This is a genomic window from Streptomyces sp. NPDC002886 (assembly GCF_042888445.1).
Classification (GTDB): domain Bacteria; phylum Actinomycetota; class Actinomycetes; order Streptomycetales; family Streptomycetaceae; genus Streptomyces.
On sequence record NZ_JBIAPV010000009.1, the window covers coordinates 308471 to 323609 of the forward strand.

The 15139-nt window shown below is 71.7% G+C and carries 15 protein-coding genes; 7 read left to right on the plus strand and 8 right to left on the minus strand.

Annotated features, from left to right (window positions below):
• Positions 1 to 122: 122 nt before the first annotated feature.
• From ACFYYB_RS32555 to ACFYYB_RS32575, 5 genes are all read right to left on the minus strand, one after another.
• Complete coding sequence (locus tag ACFYYB_RS32555; protein ID WP_389439916.1) at positions 123 to 1613, minus strand: aldehyde dehydrogenase family protein; 1491 nt, start codon at positions 1611 to 1613, stop codon at positions 123 to 125.
• Positions 1610 to 3349 carry an amidohydrolase family protein gene (locus ACFYYB_RS32560; protein ID WP_389439983.1) on the minus strand — a complete coding sequence of 580 codons (1740 nt, stop codon included), beginning with the start codon at positions 3347 to 3349 and terminating at the stop codon, positions 1610 to 1612. The genes ACFYYB_RS32555 and ACFYYB_RS32560 overlap by 4 nt, the downstream gene beginning before the upstream one ends.
• A 216-nt stretch (positions 3350 to 3565) precedes the next feature.
• Entirely contained in the window at positions 3566 to 4687 is a 1122-nt protein-coding gene (locus tag ACFYYB_RS32565) for an LLM class flavin-dependent oxidoreductase (protein ID WP_389439918.1), read from the minus strand.
• Positions 4688 to 4814: 127 nt separating this feature from the next.
• Positions 4815 to 5600 (minus strand): SDR family NAD(P)-dependent oxidoreductase, encoded by a 786-nt coding sequence (locus ACFYYB_RS32570; RefSeq protein ID WP_389439920.1) that lies wholly within the window; start codon positions 5598 to 5600, stop codon positions 4815 to 4817.
• 24 nt (positions 5601 to 5624) lie between these two features.
• Positions 5625 to 6572, minus strand: a complete 948-nt coding sequence (locus ACFYYB_RS32575; protein ID WP_389439922.1) for an LLM class F420-dependent oxidoreductase — start codon at positions 6570 to 6572, stop codon at positions 5625 to 5627.
• Positions 6573 to 6755: 183 nt separating this feature from the next.
• Between ACFYYB_RS32575 and ACFYYB_RS32580 the strand changes: the two genes are divergently transcribed.
• From ACFYYB_RS32580 to ACFYYB_RS32590, 3 genes are all read left to right on the plus strand, one after another.
• Complete coding sequence (locus ACFYYB_RS32580; RefSeq protein WP_389439924.1) at positions 6756 to 6983, plus strand: hypothetical protein; 228 nt, start codon at positions 6756 to 6758, stop codon at positions 6981 to 6983.
• Positions 6968 to 7420, plus strand: a complete 453-nt coding sequence (locus ACFYYB_RS32585; RefSeq protein WP_389439926.1) for a type II toxin-antitoxin system VapC family toxin — start codon at positions 6968 to 6970, stop codon at positions 7418 to 7420. Before ACFYYB_RS32580 ends, ACFYYB_RS32585 begins: the two co-directional genes overlap by 16 nt.
• Positions 7421 to 7651: 231 nt before the next feature.
• Positions 7652 to 8371 (plus strand): hypothetical protein, encoded by a 720-nt coding sequence (locus ACFYYB_RS32590; protein ID WP_389439928.1) that lies wholly within the window; start codon positions 7652 to 7654, stop codon positions 8369 to 8371.
• On the opposite strand, the gene ACFYYB_RS32595 is transcribed toward ACFYYB_RS32590, so the two are convergent.
• Genes ACFYYB_RS32595 through ACFYYB_RS32605 form a run of 3 tightly spaced genes read right to left on the minus strand, consistent with a single transcriptional unit; the run spans position 8343 to position 11260 of the window.
• The gene (locus ACFYYB_RS32595; protein WP_389439930.1) at positions 8343 to 9251 is read right to left on the minus strand and encodes a hypothetical protein; all 909 of its coding nucleotides are present in this window, start codon (positions 9249 to 9251) and stop codon (positions 8343 to 8345) included. The two genes, ACFYYB_RS32590 and ACFYYB_RS32595, sit on opposite strands and share 29 nt — an antisense overlap.
• A 42-nt stretch (positions 9252 to 9293) precedes the next feature.
• A complete protein-coding gene (locus ACFYYB_RS32600) occupies positions 9294 to 10544 on the minus strand; it encodes a sensor histidine kinase (RefSeq protein WP_389439932.1) in 1251 nt (416 codons plus the stop codon).
• Positions 10541 to 11260 carry a response regulator transcription factor gene (locus ACFYYB_RS32605; RefSeq protein WP_389439934.1) on the minus strand — a complete coding sequence of 240 codons (720 nt, stop codon included), beginning with the start codon at positions 11258 to 11260 and terminating at the stop codon, positions 10541 to 10543. Before ACFYYB_RS32605 ends, ACFYYB_RS32600 begins: the two co-directional genes overlap by 4 nt.
• An 89-nt stretch (positions 11261 to 11349) precedes the next feature.
• Between ACFYYB_RS32605 and ACFYYB_RS32610 the strand changes: the two genes are divergently transcribed.
• From ACFYYB_RS32610 to ACFYYB_RS32625, 4 genes are read left to right on the plus strand one after another with little or no spacing between them, the layout of a single operon-like run.
• Positions 11350 to 11853: a hypothetical protein gene (locus ACFYYB_RS32610; RefSeq protein ID WP_389439936.1), complete on the plus strand. Its 504-nt coding sequence runs from the start codon at positions 11350 to 11352 to the stop codon at positions 11851 to 11853.
• Positions 11850 to 13049, plus strand: a complete 1200-nt coding sequence (locus ACFYYB_RS32615; RefSeq protein ID WP_389439938.1) for a peptidoglycan-binding protein — start codon at positions 11850 to 11852, stop codon at positions 13047 to 13049. The genes ACFYYB_RS32610 and ACFYYB_RS32615 overlap by 4 nt, the downstream gene beginning before the upstream one ends.
• On the plus strand, positions 13046 to 13774 hold the full coding sequence (locus tag ACFYYB_RS32620) for an ABC transporter ATP-binding protein (protein WP_389439940.1): 729 nt from the start codon (positions 13046 to 13048) through the stop codon (positions 13772 to 13774). Before ACFYYB_RS32615 ends, ACFYYB_RS32620 begins: the two co-directional genes overlap by 4 nt.
• On the plus strand, positions 13774 to 15018 hold the full coding sequence (locus ACFYYB_RS32625) for an ABC transporter permease (RefSeq protein WP_389439942.1): 1245 nt from the start codon (positions 13774 to 13776) through the stop codon (positions 15016 to 15018). Before ACFYYB_RS32620 ends, ACFYYB_RS32625 begins: the two co-directional genes overlap by 1 nt.
• The last annotated feature ends 121 nt before the right edge of the window (positions 15019 to 15139 follow it).

Sequence of the window (15139 nt, forward strand, 5' to 3'; positions counted from 1 at the left end):
TATTTCGCGATGCGGAAACCGCAGCACTGTCCGTTTTGACCGGTTTCAAACTTTCCGGGTCAATATTTGGTCAAGCCGAGAACCTTCGGCCCGGATTTCTGTTCAGGCCCGCTCGGACCCGCTCAGGCCCAGACGATCGACTGCATCTCGCTGTAGGCGTGCAGTGCGTACGAGCCCACGTCCCGCCCCACGCCCGACCGCTTGAAGCCGCCGAACGGCGCCTCCATGTTCCGCCCGATGGTGTTCACGCCCACCCCGCCCGCCCGCAGCCGCCGCGCCACGCGGAACGCGCGCGCCGCGTCCGCGGACCACACGTAGCTGATCAGGCCGAAGTCGCTGTCGTTGGCGAGCGCCACCGCCTCTTCCTCGTCCCCGTCGAAGGGGACGACCACGACCACCGGCCCGAAGATCTCCTCCCGGACCACGCGCATGTCGTTGGTGCAGTCGACGAGCAGGGTCGGGGCCACGTAGAAGCCCTTCCCCTCCGTACCCACGGAGGGGCGCTCGCCGCCGAAGGCGATCCGGGCGCCCTCCTTCTTGCCCAGCTCGACGTACGACTCCACGCGGTCCCGGTGCGCCGCCGAGATGACCGGGCCCACCACGGTGCCGCGCACCGCCGGGTCGCCGACCTTCATGAAGGCCAGGTAGCCCTGCAGCTTCTCCACCAGCCCCTCGTACACCGAGCGATGGACGATCACCCGGGTCGGAGCCGTGCAGATCTGTCCGGAGTAGAAGGAGAAGGTGGTGCCGATCCCCATCACCGCCGCGTCCAGGTCGGCGTCCGCGAGGACGATCGCCGCGCCCTTGCCGCCCAGCTCCATCAGCTGCCGCTTCATCGTGCGGCCGCAGACCTCGGCGATGCGCTGGCCCACGCCCGTGGAACCGGTGAAGGACACCATGTCCACGTCCGGGGAGTCCACGGCCGCCTCGCCGACCTCGACCGAGGTGCCGGAGACCACGTTCACCACGCCCGCCGGGACCCCGGCCTCGTGCAGGGCCTCGGCCATGCGGAACACCGACAGCGGGTCCTGCGGGGCCGGCTTGACGACCACCGTGTTGCCCATGGCCAGCGCCGGGGCCACCTTGCCCGCCGGGTTCGCCCACGGGTTGTTGTACGAGGTGATGCAGGTGACGACCCCGACCGGCTGGCGCACCTCCAGCGCCCCGAGCACGCTCGCCGCGCCCATCGGGCCCGCCTCGGTGACCTGCGGCGGCAGCCCGCGCTCGACCGGTTCCAGCGCGCCCTTCGCGTACCGGCGGAAGCGGGCCACGCCCACCCCGACCTGCATGCCGCGCGCGATCCCGGTGGGGGCGCCCGTCTCGGCCTGGGCGAGCGCCGCCCACGGCTCGTACTCGCGCTGGATGATGTCCGCGGCCCGGTCCAGGATCGCCGCCCGCTCCTCCGGCTTCGTCCGGGACCAGCCCTCGAAGGCCGCCGCCGCGGCGCGCGCCGCGTCCTCGACCTGGCCGCGCGAGGCCTCGGGGGCCAGACCGACGACGGACTCGTCGGCCGGGTTGACCACCTCGTAGTGCCCGCCGGCCGGCTCGACCCACTCGCCGCCGATGAAGAGTTTCTGTGCGTGGGGCTTCTGCGCAGCTTCCTGCCCGGTCATCGCGTGCTCACCGTCCTCGTGTCCCGCCCCGAACGGAGCACGATCCCGGGGATCGCCCCCGTGACCTCGTCGTCGCGGATGGTCTCCACGCCGTTGACGCGTACGGACACCATGCCGATCGCCCGCGCGTCCAGCCGCGGGCTGTCCCCGGGCAGGTCGTGCACGAGCGTCGCGGGTCCCGCCTCGATCCGCTCCGGGTCGAAGAGCACCAGGTCCGCGTGGAAGCCCTCGGTGATCCGGCCGCGCTCGCGCAGTCCGAACAGCTGGGCCGGGTCGTCGGTGAGCATCCGTACCGCCTGCTCCAGCGGCACCAGCTTGCGGCCGCGCAGGCAGTCCCCGAGGAAGCGGGTCGTGTACGGGGCTCCGCACATGCGGTCCAGGTGGGCGCCGGCGTCGGAGCCGCCGAGCATGACGTCCTCGTGCTGCCAGGTCTCGGCGCGCAGCGCCCAGCTCGCCGGGTCGTTGTCGGTGGGCATGGGCCAGAGCACCGTACGCAGGTCGTCGTTGGCGCAGATCTCCACCAGGCACTGGAAGGCGTCCTGGCCGCGCTCGGCCGCGATGTCGTTGACGACCCGGCCGGACAGGCCCTCGTTGGCCTCGCTGTAGGTGTCGCCGATGACGTAGCGGCCGAAGTTGGCCAGGCGCCGGAAGACCCCGGCCTCCTTGCTGGCCGCGCGGACCAGCATCTCGGCGCGCACGTCGGCGTCGCGGAGCTTCGCGATGCGCTCGGGCACGGGCAGGCCCAGGACCTCGCCCCAGCCGGGGATGAGGTTGAGGGCGCAGAAGGTCCCCAGCGACATGTTCATGGGGGTCAGGATCGGCATCGTCAGCGCGACGATGCGGCCGCCGGCCTTGCGGGCGCGCTCGCTGGGGATCAGCTGGCGCGGCACGCGCTCGGGGACGGACGCGTCGATGGTGAGCACGTTCCAGTTCAGGGGCCGTCCGGCGGCCGCGCTCATCTCGACGAAGAGGTCGATCTCCTCGTCGGCGAACTGGTCCAGGCAGCCCGCGACGATCGCCTCGAGCTGGGTGCCCTCGTGCTCGGCGACCGCCCGGGAGAGCGCGAGGAGCTCCTCGGGCTTGGCGTGCCGGGAGGCCACGGGGGCGCCGGAGCCGTCGGAGTGGGTGGAGGACTGGGTGGTCGACAGGCCCCAGGCGCCGGCGTTCATGGCGTCGTGGAACAGGTCGAGCATCGCCCGCATCTGCTCTTCGGTGGGCTGGCCGCCGACGGCGTCCTCGCCCATGACGTGCCGGCGCAGCGCGCAGTGGCCGACCATGAAGCCGGCGTTGACCGCGATGCGGCCGTCGAGCGCGTCGAGGTACTCGCCGAAGGTGGACCAGGTCCAGTCGACGCCCTCTTCGAGCGCGGCCAGGGCCATGCCCTCGACCTTGCTCATCATGCGACGGGTGTAATCGGCGTCCTCGGGGCGGGCCGGGTTGAGCGGGGCCAGGGTGAATCCGCAGTTGCCGCCGGCGACGGTGGTCACTCCGTGGTTCATGGAGGGGGTCGCGTACGGGTCCCAGAACAGCTGGGCGTCGTAGTGCGTGTGGGGGTCGATGAACCCGGGGGTGAGGACGAGGCCGGTCGCGTCCTCGGTCGTGGTGGCCTCTTCGGTCACGGTGCCGGGCTCGGCGATGACGGCGATCCGGCCGTCGCGTATTCCTACGTCGGCCACGCGGGCCGGGGCGCCGGTCCCGTCCACGACGGTGGCGCCCTTGATCAAGTGGTCGAGCATGACGTCCTCTCCGACAGTGTTCACGTTGCGCGCCGCGTCCTGCGGCTGCGCCCCGGGCCGCGGGGGCCGGCCCCCGGCGACGGCGCCGCACGTGCGGGGCGCAGCCCAGGGCCCCGGCCGGAGTCCGCCGGGCCGGCCGCAGCCACGGCGTGACTCCGGCCGGGGCCGGTTGCGGGGCGGCGGTCCGGGAAGACGCCGCCCCCGTTCCCCCGCGGGCTACGCGCCTTCGCGGAAGCGGGTCGTGCGGTGCACCGGGTCGGTGTCGATGTGCGGGATGACGTGCTCGCCGATGAGCTTGATGGTGGTCATCGTGTCCTCGGGCGAGACGCCGGTCGGCAGACCGAAGGAAAGCTGGTCGGCGCCGGCCTCCTCCCAGCGCTTGCACTGGGCGCGGACCTCGGAGGGGTCGCCGCAGATGAGCAGCTCCTCCTCGATCAGCAGCTCGACGATCTCCGCGTTGTACTCGGGGAGGATCTCGGGCCACTCGGGGATGATCTCGGGCCGCGGGAAGGTGTCGTGGTAGCGGAAGACCAGCGACTGGAAGCGGTTCATGTTGGCGTTGACGGCGATCTCGACGGCCTTGTCGTGGGTCTCGGCGCAGATCGCGGTCGAGGTGACCATGACGTTGTCGTTGACGAAGGCGCCGATGGCCTTCGCCTCCTGGATCGCGGTCTTGTACTGGTCCAGGACCCAGGCCATGTCGGAGACCTTCTGGACGCTGAAGCCGAGGACTCCGAGGCCCTTCTTGGCCGCCATGGCGTACGAGGCGGGGGAGCCCGCGGCGTACCACATGGCCGGGTGGGCCTTGCCGTACGGCTTGGGGAAGATCTTGCGCGGCGGGAGCGACCAGTGCTTGCCCTGGAACCCCTCGTACTCCTCCTGGAGGAACATCTTGGGGAACTCGGCGATGGTCTCCTCCCAGATCTCCTTGGTCCCGTCCATGCTCTCGATGCCGGGGAGGAAGCCGAGGATCTCGTGGCTGCCGGCGCCGCGGCCGGTGCCGAACTCGAAGCGCCCCTTGGAGAGGTGGTCGAGCATGGCGACCTTCTCGGCCACCTTGACCGGGTGATTGACCGGGGCGAGCGGGTTGAAGATGCCGGAGCCGAGGTGGATGCGCTCGGTGGCGTGAGCGAGGTACCCGAGGAACACCTCGTTCGCCGAAAGGTGCGAGTACTCCTCCAGGAAGTGGTGCTCGGAGGCCCAGGCGTACTTGAACCCGGACTTGTCCGCCTGGATGACGTACTCGGTCTCCTCGATCAGCGCCTTGTGCTCTGCCTCGGGGTCGACCTTGGACCGTGCCTCAGGCACGTATCCCTGCACAAAGAGCCCGAATTCCAAGGGGATTCACCGTCCTTCTGTTTCTGACGTTGCGTCAGATTCGATGTCACGACTGTTCCATCGCGGGGGCGGGAGCGTCAATACCTGACGCTCCATCAGATAAAGCTCGAGGGGCGCTCGCGGGCCGCTAGCCGATGCTGACGCCCGCCATCCAGCCGCCGTCGATCACGAACGGCTGGCCGGTGATGTACGAGGAGTCCTCGCTGGTCAGGAACAGCGCCAGCTTGGCTATCTCCTCCGGCTGACCCACCCGGCCCATCGGCACGACGCGCTTGTAGAGGTCCGCCATGGCGTCCCGGGCCTCCTGCGGCAGGTCCGCCGGGTTCGTGTTCCCGGGCGTGGCCATCGCGGTGTCCACGGCCCCCGGGCACATCGCGTTGACCCGGATGTTCTTCGCGGCCAGCTCCAGCGCGGCCACCCGGGTCAGGCCGAGGATCGCCGCCTTGGTCGCCGCGTACGTGCCCACGTACGCCATGCCCGTCAGGCCCGTGTACGAGGAGGTGTTCACGATCGTGCCGCCGCCGGCCGCCTCGATCTCCGGGGCCACCGACTTGATGCCGAGGAACGCGCCGACCTGGTTGACCTGGACCACGTGCTGGAACTCCTCCAGCGGGGTCGCGGTCAGTTCGTTGAAGCGCAGGATGCCCGCATTGTTGACCAGGCCGTTGACCTCGCCGAAGGCCTCCTTGGCCGCCGCGACGGCGGCCGCCCAGTCCTCCTCCCGGCTCACGTCCATCCGTACGTACCGGGCCCGGTCCTCGCCGATCTCCTTGGCGACCGCCGCGCCCTGCTCGTCCAGCACGTCACCCAGGAGCACCTTGGCGCCCTCGGCGGCGAAGAGCCGGGCCTCCTGCTCGCCCTGGCCGCGCGCGGCACCGGTGATGATGACGACGCGTCCGTCCAGCTTGCCCATGCGTTTGCCCCTAGTCGCTCGTCGCTAGTCGTTGAGAAGGGGTCCCACTTCGGACCCGAAAGCCGTGATCTGGTCGATGAGTTCAGCCCGGTCGCGGTTGCGGAAACGGACCTGGATCTGGTCGATGCCGATCGCCTTGTACGCGCGCAGCGACTCGGCGAGCACCTCCGCCTTGCCGGTGAGGGTCCGCCGACCGGTGTCCCAGCCGGGCTCGCCGACGTACAGCGGGGCGGTGATCGCGCCGAACTCCACGGGTCCCGTGACCCCGGCCTCGGCGCGGAGCTCCTTGATCCGGGCGATCTGCGCCGGCAGCTTGTCGAGCGGGTCGCCCTGCGGGAGCCAGCCGTCGCCGCGCACGGCGGCCCGGCGGACGGCCGCGGGCGAGGATCCGCCCACCCAGACCGGGATCCGGGACTGGACGGGGCGGGGCAGCTGCCCGAGGTCCTTGAAGGAGAACAGCTCGCCCTCGAACTCCGGGTACTCCTCGGGCCCGAGGGCGGCGCGCAGCGCGTCGAGGGTCTCGTCGAGGACGGCCCCGCGGCGCGCGAAGTCCACGCCGAGCACCTCGAACTCCTCCTTCACGTGCCCGGCGCCGACGCCGAGGATCAGCCGGCCGCCGGAGAGGTGGTCGACGGTGGCGTACTGCTTGGCGCTGAGCAGCGGGTGGCGCAGGCCGAGGATCGCGACGTGGCTGAGCAGCCGCACGTTCTCGGTGATCCCGGCCAGGAAGGAGAGGGTGGCGATCGGGTCGTACCAGATGGTGCTCATGGGGCCGGCCATGTGCCGCGGGATCGCCACGTGGTCACAGGTGGCGACGTAGCCGAAGCCGGCCCGGTCGGCCGCGCGGGCGATCGCCGCGAGATCGGCCGCGCCGGCCGTCGCCTCCCAGGGCTCGGCGTAGATGGTGCTCTGCGACTGGATCGGGAGCTGCATCCCGTAGACCAGCCGACCTTCCGGAAACACGCGCGCCATGGGCCGTACCCGCCTCGTCCTCGACTGCCGATTCGTCATACCGGTGCGGGGGCCATCGTCGTAGCTGACGGGTCGTCAGGCAAGGGGTCGGCGCAATGCGCCCGATCGGGTGTTGCGGGATGCTACCGATGGTGGGATCGTGGTGGCGTGGCAACAAGAGCACTTGCACCCGCGGAGGCCCGCATGTCCGAGATCACGGTGAAGAAGTCGGTGACCATACGGCGCTCCATCGCCGAACAGATCGAAGAGCGGGCGGGCGCCGGCGGGTTTTCGAGCTTCGTGGATGCGGCCGCCGAGCACTGGCTGGCGCTCCTCAAGGCACGGGAGATCGTCGAGGACTACGAGCAGGCGAACGGGCCTCTCCCCGAGGACCTCCTAGAGGAGGTCAGCCGCGAATGGCACGGCGAGTAGTACCGAGGGCAGAGCCCCTGAGCGTCAGCGCCACGCTCGTTCTCGACGCCCAGCCGCTGTCCCTCCTCGCCGAGAAGGACCCGCGCACGACGGCGCTGATCGAGGTGGCACGCCGCGACGGCTACGCCCCTGCCATCAGCGCCGCCACCCTCGTAGAGGTGCGCCGCCACGGGCAAGCGGGCCAGCGCCTGGCCTGGATCAGGTCCCGCCTCACGGTCATTCCCGTCACGGAGCAGATCGCCGACAAGGCCGCCGAGCTCCTGGAGGCAGCCGGGCTCGACGGACACGAGTGCGTGGTGGACGCACTGGTCGTGGCCACGGCAGCCCTGTCGGCCGGGCCCGCGAGGGTGGCCACCTCCGACGGGTCCCACGTACCGAAACTCTGCACCGCGGCCTCCTTGGGGCGACCGTCTCCGGTGCAGTGGGTACGCGTATGACGGCGTCCAGGGGCGGAGACAGCGGGAGCGCGAGCGCCTCCGAGAGCTGATCCAGCAATCCGAAGCGGTCAACGGACCGGCCGACCCCGCCGCGGTCGACGCGAAGCGAGCCCTCTTGCGCGGCGGGACTGCCACCTGGTGGCCCCGGACGGGCCGATGACCGAGGCGGACCTCGGACCGTGACCCCCGAGGGGATGTACCGGGTGCCGGCCGGCCGCTAGGGTGCCGCGCGTGGATCTCTTTCTGACGCTGATCAGCGGGGTGGCGTGGACCCTCGTGTACGCCGAGGCGATCCGGGTGGGGCTGCGGGACCGGACGTACGCGATGCCCGTCGCCGCGCTCGCACTGAACTTCGCGTGGGAATCGACCTACGCCGTACGGGAGTTCAGCGTCGGGGTGTCCGCGCAGGGCATCGTCAACGTGGTGTGGGCCCTCGCCGACATCGTCATCGTGTACACGTATCTGCGCTACGGGCGGGCCGAGTTGCCCGGCTTCGTGACCCGGCCGCTGTTCGCCGTCTGGACCGCGCTCCTCTTCGCGAGCGCCTTCGCCGTGCAGTGGCTCTTCCTCGCCCACTTCGGCCACCACGACGCGAGCCGCTACTCGGCGTTCCTCCAGAACCTGCTCATGTCCGGACTGTTCATCGCCTTCTACGCGAGCCGGCGCGGCCGGCTCGGACAGTCCCTGGTCATCGCGGTCGCCAAATGGCTCGGCACGCTCGCGCCGACCATCCTCTTCGGCGTCCTCGAGGACGCCCCGTTCATCCTCGGGCTGGGGCTGCTCTGCGGCGTCTTCGACCTCGCGTACATCGCGCTGCTGGCCCGGAACCCGGCCGCGGAGGGCGGAGGGTCCGCTGAGGCCGGACGGTCTGCGGAGGGTGGGCGGCCTGCGGAGGGTGGACGGCCTGCCGGGGGCGAGCCCGTCAGAAGCCCTTCGGCCCCATCACGATGACCGGCTTGGCCGCCGGGTCGAGGGTCTCCAGGACCTTCTGCATCGCGGCCTTCGGGATGCCCACGCAGCCCTGCGAGGGGCCGTCGTGGTCCACGTGGAGCCAGATGTTGCCGCCCTTCTCCTCGCCCTCGGGCTTCGTCGGGTCGAGCGGACTCACTCCCGGCTTGCGGTTGAAGTCGATGGCGACGACGTAGTCGAAGGAGCCGCGCAGCGACTCCCCGTTGACCCCGAGGCCGCTCGCCACGAAGCCGCCGTCCTGGTCGTACGGGAACTTCGTGCCCGGCGGCTTCGCCAGCAGCCCGCCCGCGTCGGTCAGTGCGAACACGCCCTCCGGGGAGGTCAGGTCCCCGTACGTACGCTCCGTCGACCAGCCCTTGGCTCCGTTGCGCGCGGGCCAGGTCTGGCTCTTCAGCCAGTCGGCGCCGGCCGCCGGGCGGGCGTACAGGGACACGGTGGACTCCGAGGAGTTCTTCGCCTTCCCGGTGACCAGGATCAGCTGGCGGGCGTCCGCGGGGATCTTCGCCCGGGTCCGCTCGCTGACCTCGGGCAGACCCTGGAAGGGGTCTCGCTCGGCCGCCCGCGCGGCCCGCTGCTCGGCCGGCGGCCGGGCGTCGGCGGCGGCCGGGGCGGCGGCGTTGGCCGGCGGGTCGTACGCCAGGTACACCCAGGCGGCGCCGAAGCCGAGCAGCCCGAGGGCGGCGGCGAAGGCCAGCGGGCGCGAACCGCGCGGGCGCCGGGAAGCGCGGTCGGCGCGCCGCGTGCCGCCGGCGCGGGTGCGCCGGGTCGGGCGGGTCGCGCCGGTCCCGCCGGTCGGGCTGTTCGCACCGGCTGTGCGGGACGGGCGGGTCGCGCGGGAGCCGGCTCGGGCGTGCTTGCTCATTGACCCGACCGTACACAGCCGATCTTCATTTTTGTTGACTAGTCAAGCGCCCGGCGTTTCCCCGGCGGGTCGCGCGGCCGGCGCCCCGGCCGGGAACCAGACCCGGACCATCAACCCGCCGCCCGGCGCCGGGTTGGCCCGCGCCGTCAGTTCCGCACCGTGCGCCCGTGCGATCGACGCGACGATCGAGAGCCCCAACCCGGCGCCCTCGCCCGCCGTATGCTGCCGCTCCGCCCGCCGCCGAAAGGGCTCCAGCAGCCGCGGCACGTCCCGCGGCTCGATCACCGGACCGGTGTTGGAGACCGTCAGCACCCCCTCCGGAGAGACCGTCACCTCCAGGCGGCCGCCCGCGCGGTTGTGACGTACGGCATTGGCCAGCAGGTTCCGCACGAGGTGCCCGAGCAGGGTCCGGTCGCCCGCGACGGTCAGCGGCGCGAGGTCCCGTACGACCAGCAGGTCCTGAGGGGCCGTCGCCCGGGCGGCCGCCAACTCCGCCTCCGCGAGCGCCGTGAGGTCCACCGGCTCCGTCGCCTCCAGGCCCTCCTCCGAGACGGCCAGCAGGAGCAGCGACTCCACGAGGTGCTGACTGGAGTCCGCGACCTCGATGAGCTTGGAGCGGATGCGGGCCACCTTCTGCGGCGGCGGGTCCCCCGCCAGCCCGATCTCGGCGGCCGCCCGCTGGACGGCGAGGGGGGTGCGCAGCTCGTGAGCGGCGTTCGCGGCGAACCGGCGCTGCGCCCCGACCAGGTCCTCCATCCGGTCGAGCATCCCGTCGAAGGTGTCCGCGAGCCGCTTGAGTTCGCCGGGCGGGGCCTTGAGGCCGATCCGCTCGTGGAGGTTGGCGCCGGACAGCCGCCGGGCCGTCTCGGTGATCACCCCGAGGGGGCGCAGGACGCGGCCGGCCATCCACCAGGCGAGCCAGATGGACAGGACGGCGAAGACGGCGAGGGCGACGAGGGAGACGAGGAGCAGCTCGTGGAGGGTGGCCTGCTCGACGCGGCTGGTCAGGTCCTGCGTGGCCTTCCACGCGGCGATCTGCTCGGGCGTCGGGGTGATGCCCGGGGCGAGGCTCTCGGCGGGAACGGGCATCGGGAGCCGGTAACCCGGTACCGCGGACGCTTCGGAGCCGGGCGGGAGGATCCTGGTCGTCGTGACGGCTCCGCTGATGCGGGTGTAGAGGCCGTTGCGGAGCAGGATGTTGATCAGTGCGATGAGGCCGCCGCCCGCGAGGAGCAGCAGGGAGCCGTAGAGGGCGGTGAGACGGGCGCGCTCGGAGTGGAGCACTGCTCTCATCGCGGATCACCGCTCCGGTGGTCGTCACCGATCCGGTGGGCATCACCGATCCGCTGGCCGTCACCGATCCGGTACCCGGCGCCCGGGACGGTCTCGATCAGGGGCGGCTCCCCCAGCTTGGCGCGCAGCTTGCTCAGGGTCACCCGTACCGCGTTGGTGCTGTACGAGGTGTCCTCCTCCCACACCTGCTCGATCAGGTCGTCGCTGCTCAGCACCGCGCCCTCGGCGCGCAGCAGCGATTCCAGGACGGCGAACTCCTTGCGGGAGAGCGCGAGCCGGCGCCCCTCGCGGGTGGCGGTGCGCCGCGCGACGTCCACGGCCACCCCCGCCCGCTCCAGCACCGGCGGCAGCGCCGGCTGGGCGCGCCGGCCGAGTGCCAGGACGCGGGCGAGGAGCTCGTCGTAGGCGAAGGGCTTGGTGAGGTAGTCGTCGGCGCCGAGGCCCAGGCCCTCCACCCGGTCCCGTACGGTCCCGGAGGCCGTCAGCATCAGGACACGGGTCAGCAGCCGCTCGCGCACCACCTGGCGGCAGACCTCGTCGCCGTGCAGGCCGGGCAGGTCCCGGTCGAGGATCAGGACGTCGTACGCGCCCAGGCGCAGGCGGCTCAGGGCCTCCAGGCCGTCGCTCGCCTCGTCGACGGCCAGCGCGTCGCCGCGCAGCCCCTCGGCGATCATCTCCCGCAGGAACTCCTCGTCCTCCACCACCAGAACTCGCATCCTCCCTCTTTACCGGAGGGGGACATTTCCTCGTCATAAGCGCGGGGGTTTAGAGAAGCGAAACCCCCTCCTCCCGCACGCTCGGGCCCATGAAGCGATCAACGACCATGACCGCGGCCGCCCTCCTCACCGGCCTGACCCTCTTCGTCACCGCGTGCGGGGGCGGCACCGGCGGATCGGACAAGAAGGAGGACGGCTCCTCCCAGTCCGGCGGAGCCGGCGGCTCGGGCGGCGCCGCGGACGCCGACAACGCCCTCAAGCTGCGCAAGTGCCTGCGCGACAACGGAGTGGACGCCCCCGACCCGAAGCCCGGCGAGGACCCGCGCGGGATGACGGTGGGCGCGGGCGCGGACCAGGAGGCGCTGAAGAAGGCCATGGAGAAGTGCGGGATGTCCGCGCCGGGCGGTGGCGGCGAGATACCGCAGGCCGAGAAGGACAAGGCCCTCGCCCAGGCCAAGTGCATGCGGGACCACGGCTTCGACATGCCGGACCCGGAGTTCAACGGGAACTCGCGGACGGGCTTCTCGATCCCCGACGGCGTCGACAAGGACAAGTTCATGGACCAGCTCAACAAGTGCGGCGCCGACAAGTGAGCAAGCGCACGAAGTGGGTCCTGGGCTCGCTGGTCGTCGTACTCGCCGTCACCGGCGGTGGCTACGCGGTCGTCGCCCAGCCGGGACCGGAGGGCGGTGGCTCCAAGCAGGACCGCTCGGACGGGCTGCCGGGTGCGACCTCGCCGGTCACCCGCGGCGACCTGAGCTCCGGGATCAAGGTCGACGGAACCCTCGGCTTCGCGAAGGAGCGCAAGCTCAACGCGGTAGGGACGAGCGGGACCGGTGGGACGGGCGGCGCCCCTGGTGCGGGCGCCGGTACGGGCGGGGCGGGTGCCGGTTCCGGCTCCGGCGGGGCGGGCTCCGGCTCCGCGACCCTGACCTGGGTGGCCGCCGCCGGCTCCTCCGTGGAGCGCGACGGCAAGCTCTACGAGGTCAACGGCAAGCCGGTGCGCCTGATGTACGGCACCACCCCCGTGTACCGGTCCCTGAAGTCCGGGGACAAGGGCGAGGACGTCAAGCAGCTCAAGCAGAACCTCCAGGCCCTCGGCTTCGGCACCGGCCTGGACACCACCGACGGCACCTTCACCGACGGCACGGTCACCGCCGTCAAGCGCTGGCAGAAGTCCCACAAGGTGAAGGAGACCGGGGAGGTCGGCAAGGACGACATCGCCTTCGCCTCCGGACCCCAGCGGATCCAGAAGAACGACATGGCCGTCGGTGACGAGGCCGCCGCCGGCAAGCCCGTCCTGACCCTGACCGGCACCGAGCGGATGGTCCGCCTGCAGCTCGACGTGGCCAAGGCCGGCAAGGTCAAGACCGGCGACCCGGTGACCGTGAGCCTGCCCGGCGGAGGCACCGCCAAGGGCAAGATCAGCTCGATCGGCACCACCGCCAACGACGACGACCCGTCCTCGGGCGGCGGGGGCGGGGGTGGCGGCGGGGACAAGAAGCCGAAGGTCGACGTCGAGGTCGCCCTCGACAACCCCGCCGAGGCCACGGGCCCCGACCAGTCGCCCGTCTCGGTGGGCCTGACGGGCGAGGTCCGCAAGGGCGTGCTCTCCGTACCCGTCAACTCGCTCCTCGCCCTCGCCGAAGGCGGCTTCGGAGTCCAGGTCGTCGAGGACGGCAAGGTCCGCGAGGTGAAGGTCGAGCTCGGCATGTTCGGCAAGGGCCGGGTGGAGGTGAAGGGGGACGCCCTCAAGGAGGGCATGCTCGTAGGGGTCCCCGCGTCATGAACAAGCACGCCCACGCGGTCGTCGAACTGACCGGCGTCACCAAGGAGTACCCCGGCGGGGTCGCGGCCCTGCGCGGAGTCGACCTCACCGTCATGAACGGCGAGCTCCTCGCCATCGTCGGGCCGTCGGGCTCCGGAAAGTCCACCCTCCTGCACATCGTGGGGACGCTCGACCGGCCCACCGCCGGCCACGTCGCCATCGCCGGCTACGACATCGCCCGCCTCTCCGACCGAGCGCTTTCGGCGCTGCGCTCCCGGCACGTCGGCTTCGTGTTCCAGTCCTTCCACCTCGTCCCCGGCATCAGCGCCCGCGCCAACGTCGCCGAGGGGCTCCTCTACTCCGGCCTCTCCCGCGCCGAACGCGGACGGCGGGCGGAACGCGCCCTGGAACGCGTCGGCCTCGGCGACCGCATGGACCACCGGCCCCACGAACTGTCCGGCGGCCAGAAGCAGCGCGTGGCGATCGCCCGCGCGGTGGCGGGCGAACCGGACCTGCTGCTCGCCGACGAGCCGACGGGCGCCCTGGACACGGCGTCCGGCGAGTCGGTGATGGAACTGCTGCACGAGCTCAACCAGGACGGGGCCACCATCGCCGTGATCACCCACGACAACGAGATCGCCGCGAGCCTGCCCCGCCAGGTGCGCATCCGCGACGGCGAGATCGTGGCCGACCTGTGGAACCCGGACGCGGGCACGGGCACGAATGCGTTGGGGGTGGGCGCGTGATGGGTTCCGGTACGAAGTCCCGTACGGAGTCCCGCGCGGCCGAGAGGAAGGCGCGCAAGCTGTCTCCGCCGCGCCTCGGCCCCCGGGACGTGTTCCACGTGGGATCGGCGGGGCTGCGCTCGCGGCCCATGCGCGTGTTCCTTTCGGCGCTCGGGATCGCGATCGGCATCGCGACAATGATCGCGGTCGTCGGCATCTCCTCGTCGAGCCAGGCCAAACTGCTCCAGGAACTCGACAAGCTCGGCACGAACATGCTGGTCGCCAGCCCCGGCCCGTCGATGTTCTCGGGACAGGACACCAAGCTGCCGAAGGACGCCCCCGGCATGATCGGCCGGATCGCCGGGGTCGAATCGGTCGGCGTGACGGGCGACGTGAAGGAGTCCGTGCGCCGCAGCGAGAACATCCCGAAGGAGGAGACGAACGGCATCGCCCTCAAGGCGGCACAGGGCGACCTCCTGAAGACGCTGCGGGCCCGGATGCACAGCGGAAGCTGGCTCAACGACGCGACGGGCCGCTACCCGTCCGTGGTGCTCGGGCACGTCACCGCGGACCGCCTGGGCATCACGGGGCCGGGCGGTCAGGTGTTCATCGGCGGCCAGTACTTCACCGTCATCGGCATCCTGGAGCCCATCCCCCTCGCGCCGGAGATCGAACGCTCGGCGCTCATCGGCTGGGACGCCGCGCAGAGCCTCCTGGGCTTCGACGGCCATCCCACGTCCGTCTACGAACGCTCCGACGACGACCGCGTCCAGGAGGTCCGCGGCCTCATCGGCCAGACGGCCAACCCCGAGAACCCGAGCGCGGTGTCCGTCACGGACCCGTCGGCGGCCCTCCAGGCGAAGGCCGCCACCGAGGGCGCCTTCAGCACCCTCCTCCTCGGCCTGGGCGGCATCGCCCTGCTGGTGGGCGGGGTCGGCGTGGCCAACACGATGATCATCTCGGTACTCGAACGCCGCCACGAGATCGGCCTGCGCCGCTCCCTGGGCGCCACCAAGGGCCAGATCCGCATCCAGTTCGTCACGGAGTCCCTGCTCCTGTCGGGCCTGGGCGGCCTGGCAGGCATCGCCCTGGGCGCAGCGGCCACGGCGGTGTACGCCCGAGCCGGCGACCTCCCCTGGGTGGTCCCCCTCTGGGCCGTCACCGGCGGCTTCGCCGCAACCCTGGCCATCGGCACGGTGGCAGGCCTCTACCCGGCGGTCCGCGCGGCAAAGCTGTCGCCGACACTGGCGCTGCAGGCGGGGTGAGGGGGCGGGGGGGCGGGGCCGGGGCGGGGCTTGTGCTGCGGTCCGGTCGGTGGCGTTGACATGGTCCGGGGGGAGCCCGGCAGTCCAGTGTCCTTTCGGTGCGGGCCGGTCCCTCAAGGGC

What these genes read in the sequence shown, in the direction of transcription:
- ACFYYB_RS32555 (WP_389439916.1), bottom strand. Translation starts at nt 1,613, where the DNA reads ATGACCGGGCAGGAAGCTGCGCAGAAGCCCCACGCACAGAAACTCTTC.
- ACFYYB_RS32560 (WP_389439983.1), bottom strand. Translation starts at nt 3,349, where the DNA reads ATGCTCGACCACTTGATCAAGGGCGCCACCGTCGTGGACGGGACCGGC.
- ACFYYB_RS32570 (WP_389439920.1), bottom strand. Translation starts at nt 5,600, where the DNA reads ATGGGCAAGCTGGACGGACGCGTCGTCATCATCACCGGTGCCGCGCGC.
- ACFYYB_RS32575 (WP_389439922.1), bottom strand. Translation starts at nt 6,572, where the DNA reads ATGGCGCGCGTGTTTCCGGAAGGTCGGCTGGTCTACGGGATGCAGCTC.
- ACFYYB_RS32580 (WP_389439924.1), top strand. Translation starts at nt 6,756, where the DNA reads ATGTCCGAGATCACGGTGAAGAAGTCGGTGACCATACGGCGCTCCATC.
- ACFYYB_RS32585 (WP_389439926.1), top strand. Translation starts at nt 6,968, where the DNA reads ATGGCACGGCGAGTAGTACCGAGGGCAGAGCCCCTGAGCGTCAGCGCC.
- ACFYYB_RS32595 (WP_389439930.1), bottom strand. Translation starts at nt 9,251, where the DNA reads ATGAGCAAGCACGCCCGAGCCGGCTCCCGCGCGACCCGCCCGTCCCGC.
- ACFYYB_RS32600 (WP_389439932.1), bottom strand. Translation starts at nt 10,544, where the DNA reads ATGAGAGCAGTGCTCCACTCCGAGCGCGCCCGTCTCACCGCCCTCTAC.
- ACFYYB_RS32605 (WP_389439934.1), bottom strand. Translation starts at nt 11,260, where the DNA reads ATGCGAGTTCTGGTGGTGGAGGACGAGGAGTTCCTGCGGGAGATGATC.
- ACFYYB_RS32610 (WP_389439936.1), top strand. Translation starts at nt 11,350, where the DNA reads ATGAAGCGATCAACGACCATGACCGCGGCCGCCCTCCTCACCGGCCTG.
- ACFYYB_RS32620 (WP_389439940.1), top strand. Translation starts at nt 13,046, where the DNA reads ATGAACAAGCACGCCCACGCGGTCGTCGAACTGACCGGCGTCACCAAG.
- ACFYYB_RS32625 (WP_389439942.1), top strand. Translation starts at nt 13,774, where the DNA reads ATGGGTTCCGGTACGAAGTCCCGTACGGAGTCCCGCGCGGCCGAGAGG.